Origin of the sequence: Binatus sp. (SeqCode) (assembly GCF_050013435.1) — a bacterium.
Lineage (GTDB): Bacteria > Desulfobacterota > Binatia > Binatales > Binataceae > Binatus.
The window spans coordinates 1-15554 of sequence record NZ_JBEKFG010000036.1 but is presented as its reverse complement, the minus strand read 5'-3'; the positions used below and the strand labels follow the sequence as shown (position 1 = coordinate 15554).

The 15554-nt window shown below is 62.5% G+C and carries 17 protein-coding genes; 1 reads left to right on the top strand and 16 read right to left on the bottom strand.

Going from position 1 to position 15554, the window contains the following annotated elements:
• The first annotated feature begins 89 nt into the window (after nucleotides 1–89).
• Complete coding sequence (locus ABSB13_RS09130; RefSeq protein ID WP_428107563.1) at nucleotides 90–1454, top strand: replication-associated recombination protein A; 1365 nt, start codon at nucleotides 90–92, stop codon at nucleotides 1452–1454.
• Nucleotides 1455–1524: 70 nt separating this feature from the next.
• Here the strand turns inward: ABSB13_RS09130 and ABSB13_RS09125 are convergent, their stop codons facing one another.
• The 16 genes from ABSB13_RS09125 to frr all read right to left on the bottom strand — a co-directional run bounded on the left by ABSB13_RS09125 (nucleotide 1525) and on the right by frr (nucleotide 15453).
• Nucleotides 1525–1806, bottom strand: coding sequence for an HU family DNA-binding protein (locus tag ABSB13_RS09125; protein WP_331958656.1), 282 nt, complete (start codon nucleotides 1804–1806; stop codon nucleotides 1525–1527).
• A 195-nt stretch (nucleotides 1807–2001) separates the two neighbouring features.
• A complete protein-coding gene (truA, locus tag ABSB13_RS09120; RefSeq protein ID WP_428107561.1) occupies nucleotides 2002–2733 on the bottom strand; it encodes a tRNA pseudouridine(38-40) synthase TruA in 732 nt (243 codons plus the stop codon).
• Nucleotides 2734–2749: 16 nt separating this feature from the next.
• Nucleotides 2750–3736: a hypothetical protein gene (locus ABSB13_RS09115; protein WP_428107560.1), complete on the bottom strand. Its 987-nt coding sequence runs from the start codon at nucleotides 3734–3736 to the stop codon at nucleotides 2750–2752.
• Nucleotides 3733–4848: a 3-isopropylmalate dehydrogenase gene (leuB, locus tag ABSB13_RS09110; protein ID WP_428107559.1), complete on the bottom strand. Its 1116-nt coding sequence runs from the start codon at nucleotides 4846–4848 to the stop codon at nucleotides 3733–3735. The genes ABSB13_RS09115 and leuB overlap by 4 nt, the downstream gene beginning before the upstream one ends.
• 243 nt (nucleotides 4849–5091) lie before the next feature.
• On the bottom strand, nucleotides 5092–6660 hold the full coding sequence (locus ABSB13_RS09105; RefSeq protein WP_428107557.1) for a 2-isopropylmalate synthase: 1569 nt from the start codon (nucleotides 6658–6660) through the stop codon (nucleotides 5092–5094).
• 315 nt (nucleotides 6661–6975) lie between these two features.
• Nucleotides 6976–7503, bottom strand: a complete 528-nt coding sequence (locus ABSB13_RS09100) for a GNAT family N-acetyltransferase (protein WP_428107588.1) — start codon at nucleotides 7501–7503, stop codon at nucleotides 6976–6978.
• A 142-nt stretch (nucleotides 7504–7645) separates the two neighbouring features.
• Nucleotides 7646–8575: a CDP-diacylglycerol--serine O-phosphatidyltransferase gene (gene pssA, locus ABSB13_RS09095; protein ID WP_428107556.1), complete on the bottom strand. Its 930-nt coding sequence runs from the start codon at nucleotides 8573–8575 to the stop codon at nucleotides 7646–7648.
• On the bottom strand, nucleotides 8572–9270 hold the full coding sequence (locus ABSB13_RS09090) for a phosphatidylserine decarboxylase (protein WP_428107554.1): 699 nt from the start codon (nucleotides 9268–9270) through the stop codon (nucleotides 8572–8574). The genes pssA and ABSB13_RS09090 overlap by 4 nt, the downstream gene beginning before the upstream one ends.
• A gap of 6 nt (nucleotides 9271–9276) precedes the next feature.
• Nucleotides 9277–10293, bottom strand: coding sequence for a ketol-acid reductoisomerase (ilvC, locus tag ABSB13_RS09085; RefSeq protein WP_428107553.1), 1017 nt, complete (start codon nucleotides 10291–10293; stop codon nucleotides 9277–9279).
• A gap of 33 nt (nucleotides 10294–10326) precedes the next feature.
• Nucleotides 10327–10857 (bottom strand): acetolactate synthase small subunit, encoded by a 531-nt coding sequence (gene ilvN, locus ABSB13_RS09080; protein ID WP_428107551.1) that lies wholly within the window; start codon nucleotides 10855–10857, stop codon nucleotides 10327–10329.
• Nucleotides 10858–10896: 39 nt separating this feature from the next.
• Nucleotides 10897–11127, bottom strand: a complete 231-nt coding sequence (locus ABSB13_RS09075; protein ID WP_428107550.1) for a DUF465 domain-containing protein — start codon at nucleotides 11125–11127, stop codon at nucleotides 10897–10899.
• Nucleotides 11088–11909, bottom strand: a complete 822-nt coding sequence (tsaB, locus tag ABSB13_RS09070; RefSeq protein ID WP_428107548.1) for a tRNA (adenosine(37)-N6)-threonylcarbamoyltransferase complex dimerization subunit type 1 TsaB — start codon at nucleotides 11907–11909, stop codon at nucleotides 11088–11090. The genes ABSB13_RS09075 and tsaB overlap by 40 nt, the downstream gene beginning before the upstream one ends.
• Nucleotides 11881–13233, bottom strand: a complete 1353-nt coding sequence (gene rseP / locus ABSB13_RS09065; RefSeq protein ID WP_428107547.1) for an RIP metalloprotease RseP — start codon at nucleotides 13231–13233, stop codon at nucleotides 11881–11883. The genes tsaB and rseP overlap by 29 nt, the downstream gene beginning before the upstream one ends.
• Before the next feature lie 60 nt (nucleotides 13234–13293).
• Nucleotides 13294–14076 (bottom strand): phosphatidate cytidylyltransferase, encoded by a 783-nt coding sequence (locus ABSB13_RS09060; RefSeq protein WP_428107546.1) that lies wholly within the window; start codon nucleotides 14074–14076, stop codon nucleotides 13294–13296.
• Nucleotides 14063–14848 carry an undecaprenyl pyrophosphate synthase gene (gene uppS, locus ABSB13_RS09055; protein ID WP_428107544.1) on the bottom strand — a complete coding sequence of 262 codons (786 nt, stop codon included), beginning with the start codon at nucleotides 14846–14848 and terminating at the stop codon, nucleotides 14063–14065. The genes ABSB13_RS09060 and uppS overlap by 14 nt, the downstream gene beginning before the upstream one ends.
• Before the next feature lie 47 nt (nucleotides 14849–14895).
• Nucleotides 14896–15453, bottom strand: a complete 558-nt coding sequence (gene frr / locus ABSB13_RS09050) for a ribosome recycling factor (RefSeq protein ID WP_428107586.1) — start codon at nucleotides 15451–15453, stop codon at nucleotides 14896–14898.
• Nucleotides 15454–15554: the final 101 nt, after the last annotated feature.

Below are 15554 nucleotides of genomic sequence, written 5' to 3'. Positions count from 1 at the left end.
TAGAACAGCCCAGCCACCCGCGCAACGACGCCACGGCCGGGGTAGGGCGCCGCCTTAGCCGGACTCGCCGACTGTGATACTTTTCGAAAATGGCACGGCGCAAAGCCGATTCATCGGATAGTCTGTTCCCATCGCGCACGCCGCTCAGCCAGCCGCTGGCGGATCGGATGCGTCCGCGCACGATCGACGAGATTGTCGGCCAGGAGCATCTGCTGGGTCCGGGAAAGTTCCTGAGCCAGATGGTGGCGGCGCACGTGCTTCATTCGATGATCCTGTGGGGGCCGCCGGGCACCGGCAAGACGACGCTTGCGCTGGTGCTCGCGGAACACTCGAGTGCGGTGTTCCGCAAGCTGGCAGCGGTAACCTCGGGTGTGGCGGATCTGCGCGAGGCGGTGGAAGCGGCGCGCCGCGACCTCGACGCGGGCAAGCCCACCGTGGTCTTCATCGACGAGATCCATCGATGGAACCGCGCGCAGCAGGATGCCTTTCTGCCGCATGTCGAGAGCGGGCTGATCACGCTGATCGGCGCGACGACGGAAAATCCTTCGTTCGAGGTCATCTCGGCGCTGCTCTCGCGGATGCGGCTGCTCGTGCTGCATCCGCTCTCGGATGAAAACCTCTCGACGCTGGTGCATCGCGCGCTCGCCGACAAGGAGCGCGGACTGGGCGGGATCGGGCTCAAGCTGGGAGTCGGCGCGATCGACGAGATAGTTCGAAACGCCGGCGGCGACGCGCGCCGTGCGCTGGGCACGCTCGAAATTGCCGCCGAGTTCGCGCAAAATGCGGGCGCGACGCTGATCACGCCCGAGCACATTCGCGAGTCGGCGCAGCAGAAGGCGTTGCTCTACGATCGCGCGGGCGAGGAGCACTACAACGTCATCTCGGCCTTCATCAAGAGCATGCGTGGCAGCGATCCCGACGCGGCGATTTACTGGATGATGCGGATGGTCGAGGCGGGCGAGGATCCGCTGTTCATCGCGCGGCGGATGGTGGTGTTTGCGTCGGAAGACGTCGGCAACGCCGATCCGCGCGCGTTGCAAATAGCGATCGCGGTCAAGGAGGCGGTGGATTTCGTCGGGATGCCGGAAGGCGTGATTCCGCTCGCGCAGGGCGTGACGTACCTGGCCAGCGCGCCCAAGTCCAATGCCTCGTATCGCGCGATGCGCCAGGCGGGCGAAGATGCGAAAACGCTTGGCGCGTTGCCGGTGCCGCTTCATTTGCGCAACGCACCGACGCCGATGATGAAAGGACTCGGCTACGGCAAGGACTACCGCTATCCGCACGATTTCGAGGGCGCGCTGGTCGCGCAGAACTACTTGCCGGACGAACTGGGCGAAAAGATATATTACGAACCGTCCGAGCGCGGATACGAAACCAGGATTCGCGAGTTTCTTGCCCGCGCGCGCCAGGCGCGCAACCCCGCATCGCGGCGCAAGCCGGACGGCAAAGACTGACGGGAAAAAAGCGAACCGCGAGAGCCGGACTGGGTCCGTTCCCGCGGTTCACAAAAATCAGGCCAGGAGATTATTTCGTGCCGAGAACCGAGTCCTTCAGCGCTTTGGCAGCGGTGAAGCGAAGCCGGGTGCGCGCCGGAATCTTGATCTCCTGACCGGTAGCCGGATTGCGGCCCATGCGCGCCTTGGTCTTGCGCTTGCGGAAGATACCGAGGCCGGCCAGCCGCAGCGATCCTTCCTTCTTGAGCTCGCGGACGACCAGTGCGTTGAGTTCCTCGAGCACGGTCTTCCCCTGCTTCTTGGTGAGTCCTAGCTTTTCAGCCATGTAGGCTGCTACCTGCGACTGGGTCATCATCCTCCTCCTTGCGTCCCGGGTTGCGGGCTTTCAGAGAGGGTGAACCAGTAGCGCGCCAATTTCAAGTGCAGACGGGAGGAAAATCGCGATTTTTTCTAGGGATCGTGATGGTTTTTGCACAGGCCTGCCGCGCGCGCGTTGAGCCCCAAGGGTTTTACGCTGACGGATCGTGCAACCTGCACGATCGCGCCGTCAGTAGCGGACTTCGACGAGGTAAAGGCCGCCGGGCGGCGCGTTGGCCGGAGCCGCATGGCGATCTCGCGCGGCAAGAATCGTGGCGATTTTATCCACCGTGAGCTTGCCGCGTCCCACGTCGACCATCGCCGCGACCATCGCGCGCACCATGTGGCGCAGGAAACTGGTTGCCTCGACGCGGTAGAGAAAAACGTCGGCGTCGCGCGTCCATCGGCTTGCAATCACGCGGCGGACGGTGGTCCTTACTTCGGTGCCGAGCGAGCGGAACGCGGCGAAATCGTGTTCGCCGGCAAAGATGCGCGCGGCGCAGTTCATCGCGGCAAGATCGAGACGGTCGCGGACCAGCCAGCTGTAGCGATACTCGAAGGCCGACGCGATCTTGCGATTCAACACGCGATATTCGTACACGCGCGAGCGGGCGGCGCGCCGCGGGTCGAAGTCATCGGGCGCGGGCGAGATGTCGAGCACCACGATGTCGGCCGGCAGCATCGCGTTGAGAGCGCGCTGCAATTCGGCGGGATCAAACGGACGTGGAATTGAAATCGAAGCGACCTGCCCGCGCGCATGCACGCCGGCGTCGGTGCGGCCCGAACCGTACACGCGCACCGGAGTTGAGAAAATCCGCTCGAGCGCGGCTTCGATCCTTCCCTGGATGGAATCGTGGCGCGGCTGAAGCTGCCATCCGGAATAGTTGCCGCCGTCGTACTCGAGCGTGAGCTTGAGGACCATCGCGTGGGCGGCCGGGTCAGGCCAGCGCCGGCGAGCTGAGTGCCAGCGTCTCGGCGATCCAGAGCGCTCCCAGAGCTGCCAGGCGCGTATTGTCGAACACGCACCACAGCGACAGCGAGTCGGGGCGCGTCTCGACGCTGACGACGATTGCCTCCTGGCCCACGGCGTCGATCACGCCGAGCGGTTCGCCCTCTTCGGCGATCAGAATACCGGGGGCGACGCGCAGTAGTTCGACCGGGTCTTCGCCGTTGCCTCTGCCATCGCGGGGCTGCGCGATATCGACGGTCAACGCGGAACCGTGAAGGACGGGAATTGCGGCGACCTGCACGGAAAGCACGGGCGAGCCGTCGAGCAGCGCCGCGACTTGCGCAGCGATTGCAGCCGCGACGGAGCGCTCATGCTCGCGCATGAAGGCATTGAAGCCGCGCTGGACTTCGTCATCGTCAAGCTCGAGGCGCGCGCTCAGAAGATCGGTGGTCTGATCGACCGTGGCGGTCAGCATGTCCATGCCGCCGGCGCTTGCGCCGAGCATCGTGGTGGCGGCGGCGAATCCACCGTGGGCGCCAAGCGCCTTCAAACAGGTGGCAAGCACGTGGGCGGCGGGATGAGGAGTTGCGAAAACCGCCGCATTGCGGAATTTCGCGATCGCCTCGCGCGAAGTGAGTCCGGGCGCAACCATCGGCACATCCGAGGGCGGGCGATTCGCCGCGCTCAGATCGATCAGAATCGGACCGGGCCGTGCGGCGACAATTTCGGCGGCGCGCGGAGCAGGGAGTGCGAGAAAAGCGATATCGAAATCCCGAAGACCGGCGGGACTCTCGAGCGCATCGACGAGGCGCTCCTCACCGGCGGCGTCGACGGTCTGCATGGCGCCCGCTTCAGTGGCGAAAAGTTTCAGTTCGCTGAGCTGAAATCCGCGCGCGGCGATCAGTTCGATGAGCTGGTTGCCGACCGCGCCGGTGGCGCCGACCACCGCCACTCTCGGCTCGCGGGAAATACTCATTCGCCTTCGCTTTCGGTGCTCTCGAGCTTTTCACGCACCAGACGGCCCATCGCCTTGCATCCCACGGTCTGGGTTCCGGCGCCGCCGTGAATGTCGCGAGTGCGATAGCCGTCGCGCACGACAGAATCGACGGCCTGCGAAATCAGCTCGGCTTCCGAGCGCATCCCGAGCGAATGTTCGAGCAGGAGCGCCGCCGACAGGATTGCGGCGAGCGGATTGGCCTCGTCGCGGCCCGCGATGTCCGGTGCACTGCCATGAATCGGCTCGTAGAGACCGACGCGGAAACCGGCGCTGTTGAGCTCCTCGCCGAGCGACGCCGACGGCAACAAGCCCATCGAGCCGGCAATCACCGAGGCCTCGTCGGTCAGAATGTCGCCGAACAGGTTCTCGGTGACGACCACGTCAAAATCCCTGGGACGGCGTATCAGATGCATCGCCATCGAATCGACCAATTGATTCTCGAACGCGACGTCCTTGAATTGGGCGCTCAACTCGGTGGCGATCTCGCGCCACAAGCGAGAGGTCGCAAGCACGTTGGCCTTGTCAACCGAGGTCAGTTTTTTGCGGCGCTCGCGAGCCAGCTCGAAGCCAAACTTGAGCACGCGGGTAATCTCGGCTTCGGTGTAAAAGCAGGTATCGACCGCCTCGCGGCCGTCCTTCGTCGTGCGCTTCTCGCTGGGCTTTCCGTAATAGATGCCGCCGGTCAGCTCGCGAATCAGGACCACGTCGACGCCGCCGATCACCTCGGCCTTGAGCGGCGACGCGGCCGCCAGCTCCTTGACGGTTTTGACCGGACGGACGTTGGCGAACAGACCCAGAGCTTTTCTTAATCCAAGCAGCGCCTGCTCGGGACGCTTCTCGGCGTCGGGCTTGTCCCATTTCGGTCCGCCGACGGCGCCGAGCAGGATCGCATCGCTGTCCTGCGCGAGCTTGAGCACATCATCGGGCAGCGGAGTGCCGGTGGTGTCGAGTGCGTGACCGCCAATCAAGCCTTCCTTGAACTCGAGATCTATGGCGGATCGGCGCGCGATGATCTTGAGAACCTGCGTGGCTTCGCCGACGACCTCGGGGCCGATGCCGTCACCTTTGAGGACTAGAATTTTATAGGCCATGCGAAAGCGCTGAACGCCTGGAGGTGAATGATCGGGAGGAGCGTCAGACCGTCTCGACCCGTCAGTGAATAGCCTCGAAAATTAGGAGCGCAGATTGGCGCGATGGCGCTGTAGCAACCCCCGCCTCAACGGCGGGCGCCGGCGAAAGCCGCACGTCGCACAGGGTGAAGAGCGAATTCAAGTTCAAACTCAAGCCCCCAAACCACTAGCCCATGTGAATGTTATGGGCAAGCCCCATGCGGCTCATGGCACGTCGGTGGTCGGCTTGAGCGGAGCATGTTTGCGCGCCTTGAGCCGGTTCAGCGCGTTTACCAGCGCGAGCGCGCTGGCCATGACGATATCGCTGTGCGCGCCCTGGCCGGCGACGGTCACGCCGTTGTCGCGAATCATGCAGCTCACTTCACCGAGTGCGTCGGTGCCGCCGGTAATCGCCTTGACCGCATAACGTTCCAGGGCCGGATTGAATCCGGCGATTTTGTAGATCGCCTTGTAGCACGCGTCGACCATCCCGTCGCCTTCGCCCTCGGCCGAGCACTCTTTTCCATCCACGCGCAGCGTGACTTCCGCGTGCGGCGTGCTCTTGCTGGACGAACCGACCTTCAAATCGACCAGCTCGAAGTGATCGATTGTGCGGCGCGCCTCCTCGGTTACGAGCGCGAGCAGGTCGTCGTCGTACACAATTTTCTTTTTGTCGCAGAGCGCTTTGAACTCGGCGAACGCCTTGTTCACGTCCACGTCGTCGATATCGACGCCCAGTTCCTTGAGCCGGTTGGTAAATGCGTGGCGCCCGGAATGCTTGCCCAGCACCAGCTTGTTCGAGGGGATACCGACATCCTCGGGCTTCATGATCTCGTAGGTGAGCTTGTACTTCAGCACGCCGTCCTGATGGATTCCGGCTTCGTGCGCGAACGCATTGGCGCCGACGATTGGCTTGTTGGCCGGCACGGACTGGCCGATGACCTGCGACAGGAGACGCGAGGCCGGATAGATCTGCCGGGTGTTGACGCGCGAATCCACGCTCATCAGGTCGCGGCGCGTCTTCATCGCCATCACGACTTCTTCCATCGAGCAGTTGCCCGCGCGCTCGCCGATTCCGTTGATGGTACATTCGACCTGGCGGGCGCCGTTACGAACCGCGGCCAGCGAATTCGCGACCGCCAGGCCGAGATCGTTATGACAGTGCGCACTCCAGATGACTTTGTCGGCGCCGGGAACTTTTTCGCGCATGTACGCAAACATCCGGCCGAATTCCTCCGGGATCGCGTGGCCGGTGGTGTCGGGCAGATTGATCACGGTGGCGCCGGCGCGAATCACCTCGCTGCAAACGTCGACCATATAGTCCCAGTCGGAACGCGAAGCGTCCTCGCACGAGAACTCGATGTAGTCGAGATGCTTTTTTGCGCGCGTGACGGCCCAGGTGGCGGCGTCGAGCACGTCTTCGCGATTCATGTTGAGTTTGAATTTGAGATGGATTTCCGAGGTCGCGATGAAAATGTGAATTCCCGGATGCGCTGCCTTGTCGACTGCGCGCAGCGCCGAATCGACATCCTCTTCGCGGGTGCGCGAGAGGCTGAGCACGACCGGTGCGCTCACCGCCTGCGCGACCCGATTCACGGACTCGAAGTCGCCAAGCGAAGAAGCGGCGAAACCGGCCTCGATGATATCGACGTTGAGGCGTTCGAGTTGGCGCGCGAGCGCGATCTTCTCCTCGACGTTCATCGTGCACCCGGGCGACTGCTCGCCGTCGCGCAGCGTCGTGTCGAAGATACGGACGTAGTCAGCGTCCTTCGAGGCCGTGTTCGCGTGTGCCATCGTCATTCCTCCCGCATCGTCGCCGCGGGATCAGCGGGCCGATCGTTCGCCATGAGCGGAAAGTGAAAAAAGAAAACGCCCCGGGCGGCTTCGATCGGCCCACTGCCCGGGGCGTGTGTCTCAGTTTAATCAGGCCGTTAGACCTGCCCGGACGCGCGCCTGGCGTGGGCCCCGGTAAGGGCCAGGCTCAGCAGCAGCTCCGGTAGCAGGTTGCAAAACATAGTGTATGGATTCTAAGCGGCGGCGGAGACGTCAGTCAAGGCGGCCGTCGATGGGGTAGTGTCTCAATTTGAGGGTCTCCTGATTTGAAACCCGTCACGCATCACATTCAAGGTGAATATCTTCAGGTTCAAGCTCGAACAGATCCGGGTCCGGCTCTCCAGCAACTGCGCAACCTAACCGGATGTAGAAGTTAACCGTATTCTCCGAAGGCGTTGCCGATATGTACAGCCGCTTGGCTCCCCTCTCGCGTGCGGTCGTCTTGGCTAGTTCAAATAGCTGCGTGCCCAAGCCTCTATTCCGGTATGCGCTGCTCACGTGAAGGGACTTGAGTTGGAGTTGATCTTTGTGCTTGCCGATCCACTTGCTTTCCAGGACGACTATTCCAATTAATTTTGCCTGGTCGAATGCACCATAGAACCATCCCCCTCGGTCGAAGCAGTCAAGCAGGATCGGCGTGTATTTCTCCGCTTCGCCCGGTGGCAAGCCGGGGACATCGTGATGATCTGGCCGGAGCACCAGAGTTCCGCTCTCAAAGTGATAGATGTTCTCTATCACTTCACTTCGGTCGATATTCCAGACCTGCTCGATTTCTTCCCGGCGCAGTATCCTTCCGGTTTTCAGGGATGACCTCCTGCGATCGCCAGTCTTTCGGTTGACGGGAAGCGCAACGGTCTTATTGAAACCGTCCCGAAGTTTTTTTTCACGTTAGGACGCCACCGTCGATGGCACAAAGGACCGGGGCGTGCCCGGCAAGCGCACTACCTTACACGCGTGGATGCTCGCGGAGGCCGCTGGCGCCTGGGGCGGGCTCGGATGTCCGCGCGGTCCCTGTCGCGTCATGGGACTTGTCGATCGGGCTGGAGACGGGCGCGACCGGGCGCAGCACCGATACTTTGGCGCTCAGCCGTTCGCCGCGCAGCATCAGCGCCGGACCCGACAGCACGTACGCGGTCGAGAGCAGGAAGGCGGTGAGCTGCGGCATCGCGAACAGCATCGCGGCGAACACCATCATCGTGATCACCAGTTCGACCTGCGCGCGTTTTTCAAGCTTGACCGCCTTGAAGCTGGGGTAGGGCACCCGCGAGATCATCAGGCCGCCGAGTGCGAGCGTGATCGGCACCATGAAGGTGCACAGCGTGCGCGGCGAATCGAATTCGAAGTAGCTGTAGGCCAGCGCGAGCCCGGAGATCATCACGGCAGCGCCGGGCACGGGCAGGCCGACGAAACGGCTCTTGTCCGCCGTCGCGGTGGTTACGTTGAAGCGCGCCAGGCGCAACGCCGAGCACAGCACGAACAGTCCGCTGACGCCGATTCCGAGCGAACCGATCGGTTTCAGCGCCCACGCATAGGTCAGCATCGCGGGTGCGACGCCGAAGGCGACTACGTCGGAGAGGCTGTCATACTCGACGCCGAACTGGCTCGAGGTGCGCGACGCGCGAGCGATGCGCCCGTCGAGTCCGTCGCACACGAACGCGATCACGATCATCACGGCGGCCACCTCGAAGTGTCCGCTCACCGCGGAGACCATCGAGTAGAAGCCCGACAGCAGGCCGATCGACGTGATCGTCGCGGGCAGCAGGAACACGCCGCGGCGCAGCGGGCTTTCCGTTTTGAGGCCCGGCTCGCGGCCCTGACCCGAATAGAGCTCCATCCGGGCGCGCTCTTCGCGCGAGCGGCGGGAATTGCGGCTCATTGCTCGATTGCTCCGATAATGGATTCTCCGGCGCGCACGCGTTGTCCCAACGACACCGTGACCCGGTACTCGGACGGAAAAAAATGATCGACGCGGCTTCCGAACATGATAAGCCCTATCCGTTGACCCGCCTGTATTCTATCACGCGCGCGGAGCCGGCAAACAATTCGCCGGGCGAGATATCCGGCCACCTGCATCATTGCGAACATGCGGCCCGACGCGTCGGTCATCGCAATCAGATTGCGCTCATTGCGCTCGCTGGCGTCGTCGCGAAACGCGGCGCGGAACTCGCCCGCGGTGTGCTCGACCATCGTTACCTCGCCGCCGACCGGCGCGCGGTTCACGTGGACGTTGAGCGGCGACATGAACACCGACACCCGATGGCACAGCCGGCCCGTCGAGCCCGGAAAGGATACGTCGGAAATGTCCGTGACTTTGCCGTCGGCGCCTGAAATCACGACGTTTTCGGTGCGCGCCGGATAGCGATCGGGATCGCGAAAGAAAAGCGCAATCGGGATTGCGGCCAGTATCAGGATCGCACCGATCGACTTGAGGCCTATCGCAATGAGTATGATTCCAACTACCGCCAATCCGACCGACAGCGCGACGCCTTCGGCAGCTATTCCGATCGCGCCTGCGATGCGCGCGAGTACGGCGCCCGGCGCCGGGCGCCCGCTGTCGGTTTCGCCCGCCACGGCGGTTCAGTTCTTCGACTTATCGACCAGCCGATCGCTGGCGAGCCACGGCATGAACGCGCGCAGCTTGCGTCCGACTTCTTCGACCGGATGCGCCGCGGCTTCCTTGCGCAGTTCGCGGAAACGCGGCAGCCCGGCTTTGTAGTCGGCGATCCATTCGTTGGCGAACTTGCCGGACTGGATATCGGCCAGGATCTGTTTCATTGCTTCGCGCGAGGCGGCGCCCACCACTTTCTTGCCGCGCGTCATGTCGCCGTACTCGGCGGTGTTGCTGATCGAATAGCGCATGTTCGAGATTCCGCCCTCGTAGATCAGGTCCACGATCAGCTTCACTTCATGCAGGCACTCGAAGTACGCCATCTCGGGCGCGTAGCCGGCCTCGACCAGCGTCTCGTAGCCGGCGCGGATGAGTTCGGTGAGTCCTCCACACAGGACGGATTGCTCGCCGAACAGGTCGGTTTCGGTCTCTTCCTTGAACGAGGTTTCGATTATCGCCGCGCGGCCTCCGCCGATCGCGCTGCCGTAGGCGAGCCCGACCCTGGTAGTGTCGCCCGACGGATCCTGCTGCACGGCGAGCAGGCACGGCACGCCGCGGCCCTTGGTGTATTCGGAGCGCACGAGATGACCGGGTCCCTTGGGCGCGATCATGAAGACATTGACGTTGGCGGGCGGCTTGATGAATTTGAAATGGATGTTGAAGCCGTGACCGAAGGCCAGGTACTTGCCCTTGGAGAGATGCGGGGCAATCTCGGCCTCATAAATCTCCGAGCCCATCTCGTCGGGCACCAGCATCATGATCACGTCGGCGCGCTTGGCGGCCTCGGCGGTGTCGAACACCGGCAGGCCCTGCTTTTTGGCTTTTTCGCGCGACGGCGAGCTTGCGCCCAGCCCGACGCATACGTCCATCCCACTGTCGCGCAGGTTGAGCGCGTGCGCGTGTCCCTGGCTTCCAAAGCCAATGACCGCGATCTTCTTGCCTTTGAGCGCGGACAAGTCCGCGTCGCGGTCGTAATACACCTTCATTTGAATGCTCTCCCGAATTTTCCCGCTGTCAGGTTATTCAGCTTCGCGTGCCCGGCGGTTTTGATGATTATCGTGGCTCAGCTGGACCGCGCGCGCCATCGCGACTTTGCCCGAACGGACGACTTCCTTGATTCCGAGCGGGCGCACGATCGCGATGAAGGCCTTGATCTTTTCGGAGTCGCCGGTCAGCTCGACGGTGATTGCGCGCGGGCCGATGTCGATTACATGGGCGCGAAACGCGGCCACGATCGAGTCGAGCTCGGAGCGCGTGCGGTCGTCCACCGCGACTTTGACGATCACCATCTCGCGCTCGATCGTATCGACGTCCTTGAAGTCGGCTATCTTGATGACGGAGACGAGCTTGTTGAGCTGCTTGTTGATCTGCTCGACGATCTGATCGTCGCCAACGGTCACCAGCACGATCCGCGACACCGTGGGATCGAGCGGGTCCTCGTTGACGGTCAGTGACTCGATGTTAAAGCCGCGGCCCGAAAACAGTCCGGCCACGCGTGCGAGCACGCCGAATTCGTTTTCTACCAGAACCGATATTGTATGACTTGTCATGGGGTGGAGGGCGTGCGCTCATGGCCCGGGCCTGCGGCGTCAGCGAGCCTCTTGTTGATAACGGCCGAGAATCGCCATCATGCGGTCTTTCGAGGCAAGCTTAAGCTTCTGGATCCGCTTTTCTTCGATTTCCTCTTCGTTGGTCAGGTAAAGCTTGTTTCTGAAAACTTCGAGCTTTTGTTTCAGCTCTTGATGCTCCGTGTAGAGGCTTCTCAGTGCCTCGTCATGGTTCAGATGCTGCCGAATGAGTTCTTCCTCTCGATGCTCCATACGCCCTCCGTGCCTATGCCCGCCGGATTTTTCTTAGTGGGCTTGAACGTGGCCTCCGGCGTTCTGATATATAGCGGCTCCAAAGAAGCCGCGCGATCCGTTTCACCACGGGCAAACCGCGCTGCGCCAATCGCCGCGGCGCAAACTCCACGCAAATCGAGCGTCCCTGTTTCGGAAAGCGTTACCCTGTGGCCATGCGATTCCACAAGGGCCGCCGTTTCCTTCGCTCTTTGGTCACCGACGAACATGACGTCCTCGGTGACGCGCGATGCCAGGCGTTCCAGCGCGATTACCACTTCCTCTGACAATTTTTCTAGCCCATCGGCCACGACCCGGTAAAGGGCCGCGTAAACTTCGTTTTTTCGAGCGTCCACAACCACGCAGACCAGCCGTCCTGAATCGGTAATATGGCGCTCCAGCACAGCTAATGCCATCGCGTCGAAACTGGGCACGCCGACCAGCGCACATCGCGACGCCATCGCGATGCCCTTGGCGTAGCTCAGCCCGATGCGAAGTCCCGTGAACGATCCGGGCCCGGTCCCGACCGCGATTGCGCCGAGATCGCCAATCGCCAGTCCCGCCGCGCTCAGAAGTTCGGCGACGGCGCCTGGCAATGCGGCGCCATGCGAGGTGACGGGCCGCGCCACTGACGCGGCCACCGTCCCGTGTGCAATAACCGCAAGGCTTGCGATTGGAGTGGAAGTGTCGAGTCCCAGGACCGGGCGCGTCGCGGCCGCCTGTTCGAGCAGCCGGTTAACCCTGCACAATACGCGAGATGTCATTGAAAATTACGAACGCCATCAGTGCTACGAGCAAGAACAGTCCCACCTGGAGCATCGCCTCCCGGTAGCGAAGTTCGAGCGGCTTGCCCTTTATTCCCTCGAAGGCGAAGAACAGCAGATGCCCGCCGTCGAGCAGCGGCACCGGCAGCAGATTTATGATGCCGAGCTCGAGGCTCAGCATCACGGTAAACATTGCGAGGTTCGCCAGTCCCTCGCGCGCCTCCTTGCCGGCCATCTGCGCGATCATTATCGGTCCGCCGAGCGCCTCGCGCACCGGAGTGGTGCCGCTGAAGATACTGGCGATTCCGACCACCATCTGGACGGTCATCTCGACCGAGGTTTTGCCCGCTTCTTTCACCGCGCCGAACGGACCGTACCGCTTGGTTATCTGGTCGCCGCGCGGCTGCACTCCGATTACCCAGGTGGTCGCGTTGGTGCCGTAAATGGTCTTCTGGTCGAGCCGGGTCGGCTTGATGACAATCGTGCTGCGCGCGGACCCGCCCTTTTGACCCCGATCAATTTCCAGCTTGATCGCAGAGCCGTCTCCGGCCTTCACCGTCTTCGAGAAATCGGTCCAGGTCTCCATCGGCCGGCCGTTGACCGTGACAATCCGGTCGCCGGCGAGCAATCCGGCCTTGGCCGCAGGGAGATTGTTGGTGGTCTTGCCGACGACCGGCAACAACTCCGGCACGCCGGTCATAAAAACAAGTGTGAGCAGAATCGGCGCGAAGATAAGATTCGCCAGCGGTCCCGCCAGCACGATCAGAACGCGCTTGCCCAGCGGCTGAGTCGGGAACGCCCGATGGCAGTAAGCCTCGACCAGCCTGACGGGAGGATGTTCCGACAGCGATTTGATCGCGTCGTCAATTTTGGGCTGGCGGCGCACCTCGTCGAGCAGGAGCGCCTCGTCGGGCTTTAGCTCGCGCCCGATGACGGCGTGCGCAACGCCGGTGCCCGACTCGCCCAGGCGATCGGCAACGATGCGCAAGTTCTCATCGAAGTTGCCCCCGGCTTGAAGCACACCGCGCTCGCGCGCCGCGCCAGTCAGGTCGAGGCCGATTTCGTGAAGATACAACGTGAGTTCTTCAGGCTTGGGTTCCTCGCCGACTTCATCGCCCAGCATTCGGACATAGCCGCCGAATGGAGTCGCGCCGAACGAGTACTCGGTTTCGCCGCGCCGCAATCCAAATACTTTTGGCGGGTAGCCGATCGAGAATCGCAGCACGCGGACGCCGACCTTCTTCGCCATCGCGAAATGTCCCGCCTCGTGCACCACCACCAACACTGCGAAGACCAGTGCTGCGTATAAAATTGACGGTATCATTCGGCTTCTACCCGGGAGTCCTTATGCGGAGAGGCTGAAAATGCGGCTCCCAAAGCCGCATCAATGAAACCAATAGTAAGCGAAAACCACCGCGAAGACTAGCGAACAAGTTCGATCGAGCAGACCGCCGTGGCCCGGAAAAATCCAGCCCGAGTCCTTGACTCCCGCGGATCGCTTTAATGCCGAGCCGGCCAGGTCGCCAAGCTGCGCGAGAAGGGAAATCATAGCCGAAAATAGCAGGACAGGGCCCGTATCCCACGACCCGCCGCGTATCTCAAGCAGCAACCACCCGGCCGCCATCGTCGCGATCAAGCCGCCCACCGCGCCTTCGACCGTCTTATTTGGGCTGACGTTGGGCACAAGCTTCGTCCGGCCCAGATACATCCCGACAAAGTATGCGCCGCTGTCGCTCACCACCACCAGCAAGATGACCACCAGCAGCATCTCGATGCCCCAGGGACCGTTGCGCAGCAGCGCGAAATAAGGGAACAGAACTCCGACGTATGCCGCGCCAATGAAGACCAGCCGCGGGCCTCTGGATGATCCGGCGCCGCCGGCAACCGCGACTCGCGCCACCAGCGCAAGCATCATGAGGATCACCAGCACGGGCAGCCATACCACGTCGCCGCCGTAGAGCAGCCCGAACAACGGCACGCCACCGACGACGGCGAACAGCGGTATCGCGACCATGTGCAGGGCGCCGGTCATCGCGGCGACTTCATAGAGTCCCCAGATTGCGGCGATCGCGATAAAAATCGTGAAGAACCAGGCCGGCGCGAAAACTACCAGCGCGCCCACCGCGGGCAGCAGGACCGCCGCGGTCAGGAGCCTAGTTCTGAGCACGCAGCCGGGTATCGGAGCCGTTCGAGATCGCGCCGAAGCGGCGTTCGCGAAGCTGGTAGGCGGCGATCGCGCTCAGGAATTCGCGCTCGCGGAAATCGGGCCACAGCGTATCGGTGAAATAAAGTTCGGTGTAGGCGAGTTGAAAGAGAAAAAAATTGGAGATTCGCAGTTCTCCCGAGGTGCGAATCAGCAGGTCGGGATCGGGAAGCCCGCCGGTAGTCAGTGCGCGCGCCAGCATCTGCTCGTCGATTTGATCGGGTGAAATCGCGCCTTGCGCCACCGCGCGCCCGATCGATCGCGCCGCGTTCACGATGTCCTGGCGCCCGCCGTACGACAACGCCAACGCCACCGTCATCGTGCGATTTTCGCGCGTCGCCTCGACGGTCTCGGCCAAGGCCTCGCGCACCCGCGGCGGTAAGCGCTCGGTGTCTCCCAGAGCCACCACGCGGATGTCGCGTTTCATCAGGCGCTTGGTCTCGGTGATGAGATAGCGATGGAACAGCTGCATCAGGAAACTGACTTCAGTGGTCGGCCGGCCCCAGTTCTCGCTCGAAAATGCGTACAGCGTGAGGTACGGGATGCCCAGTTCGCGCGCCGCATCGACCACCGCGCGCACCGAATCCTTGCCGCGCCGATGGCCCTCATGGCGCGAGAGCCCGCGCCGATTCGCCCAGCGGCCGTTGCCGTCCATCACGATCGCCACGTGACGCGGCATCCGCGATGGATCCAAAGACAGGTTGGGGAAATCGCTCAGTGGTAGTGAGATTGCCACTTGGGGTTCAGGTTTCACCGAAGCTCACGCGCCGTAAACGGGCGAGCTCAGACCTCCATGATTTCCGCTTCTTTGGCGGTCAGCACTTTGTCGATTTTCTCGATGAACTCGGTCGTGTACTGCTGCACCTTGGCCTCGCCGGTTCGCATTTCGTCCTCGGTGGCCTGCTTTTCCTTGTGCATTTCCTTGAGCATGTCGTTGGCGTCGCGGCGATGGTTGCGGATGCCGACGCGGAATTCCTCGCCGATTTTGCGGACGTGTTTCACCAGGTCCTTGCGGCGCTCCTCGGTCAGCTCGGGGATCGGAATCCGGATCAACTTGCCGTCGTTCATCGGCATCAGGCCAAGATCGGAAGCCTGGATCGCCTTTTCGATCTCGTGCATCGCGCCCTTGTCGTATGGCGTGATCACTATCAAGCGCGGCTCGGGCGCCGACAACCCGGCCAATTGCCGCAGCGGAGTCTTCGCGCCGTAGTAATTTACCTGCAGATTTTCAACCAGCGCGGTTGAAGCGCGGCCGGTGCGGACGCGGGCCAGTTCGTGGCGAAACGCTTCCACGGTCTTGTCCATTTCCTTGCGCGCGTCTTCGATTGTGTCGGTAAGCATGCTCACGGTGCGCTCTCCACCCGGGTCCCGATTTGCTCACCCATCACGGCCCTTCTTATATTACCCGCTTTACGCAAATTGAACACGATGATCGGCAGGCG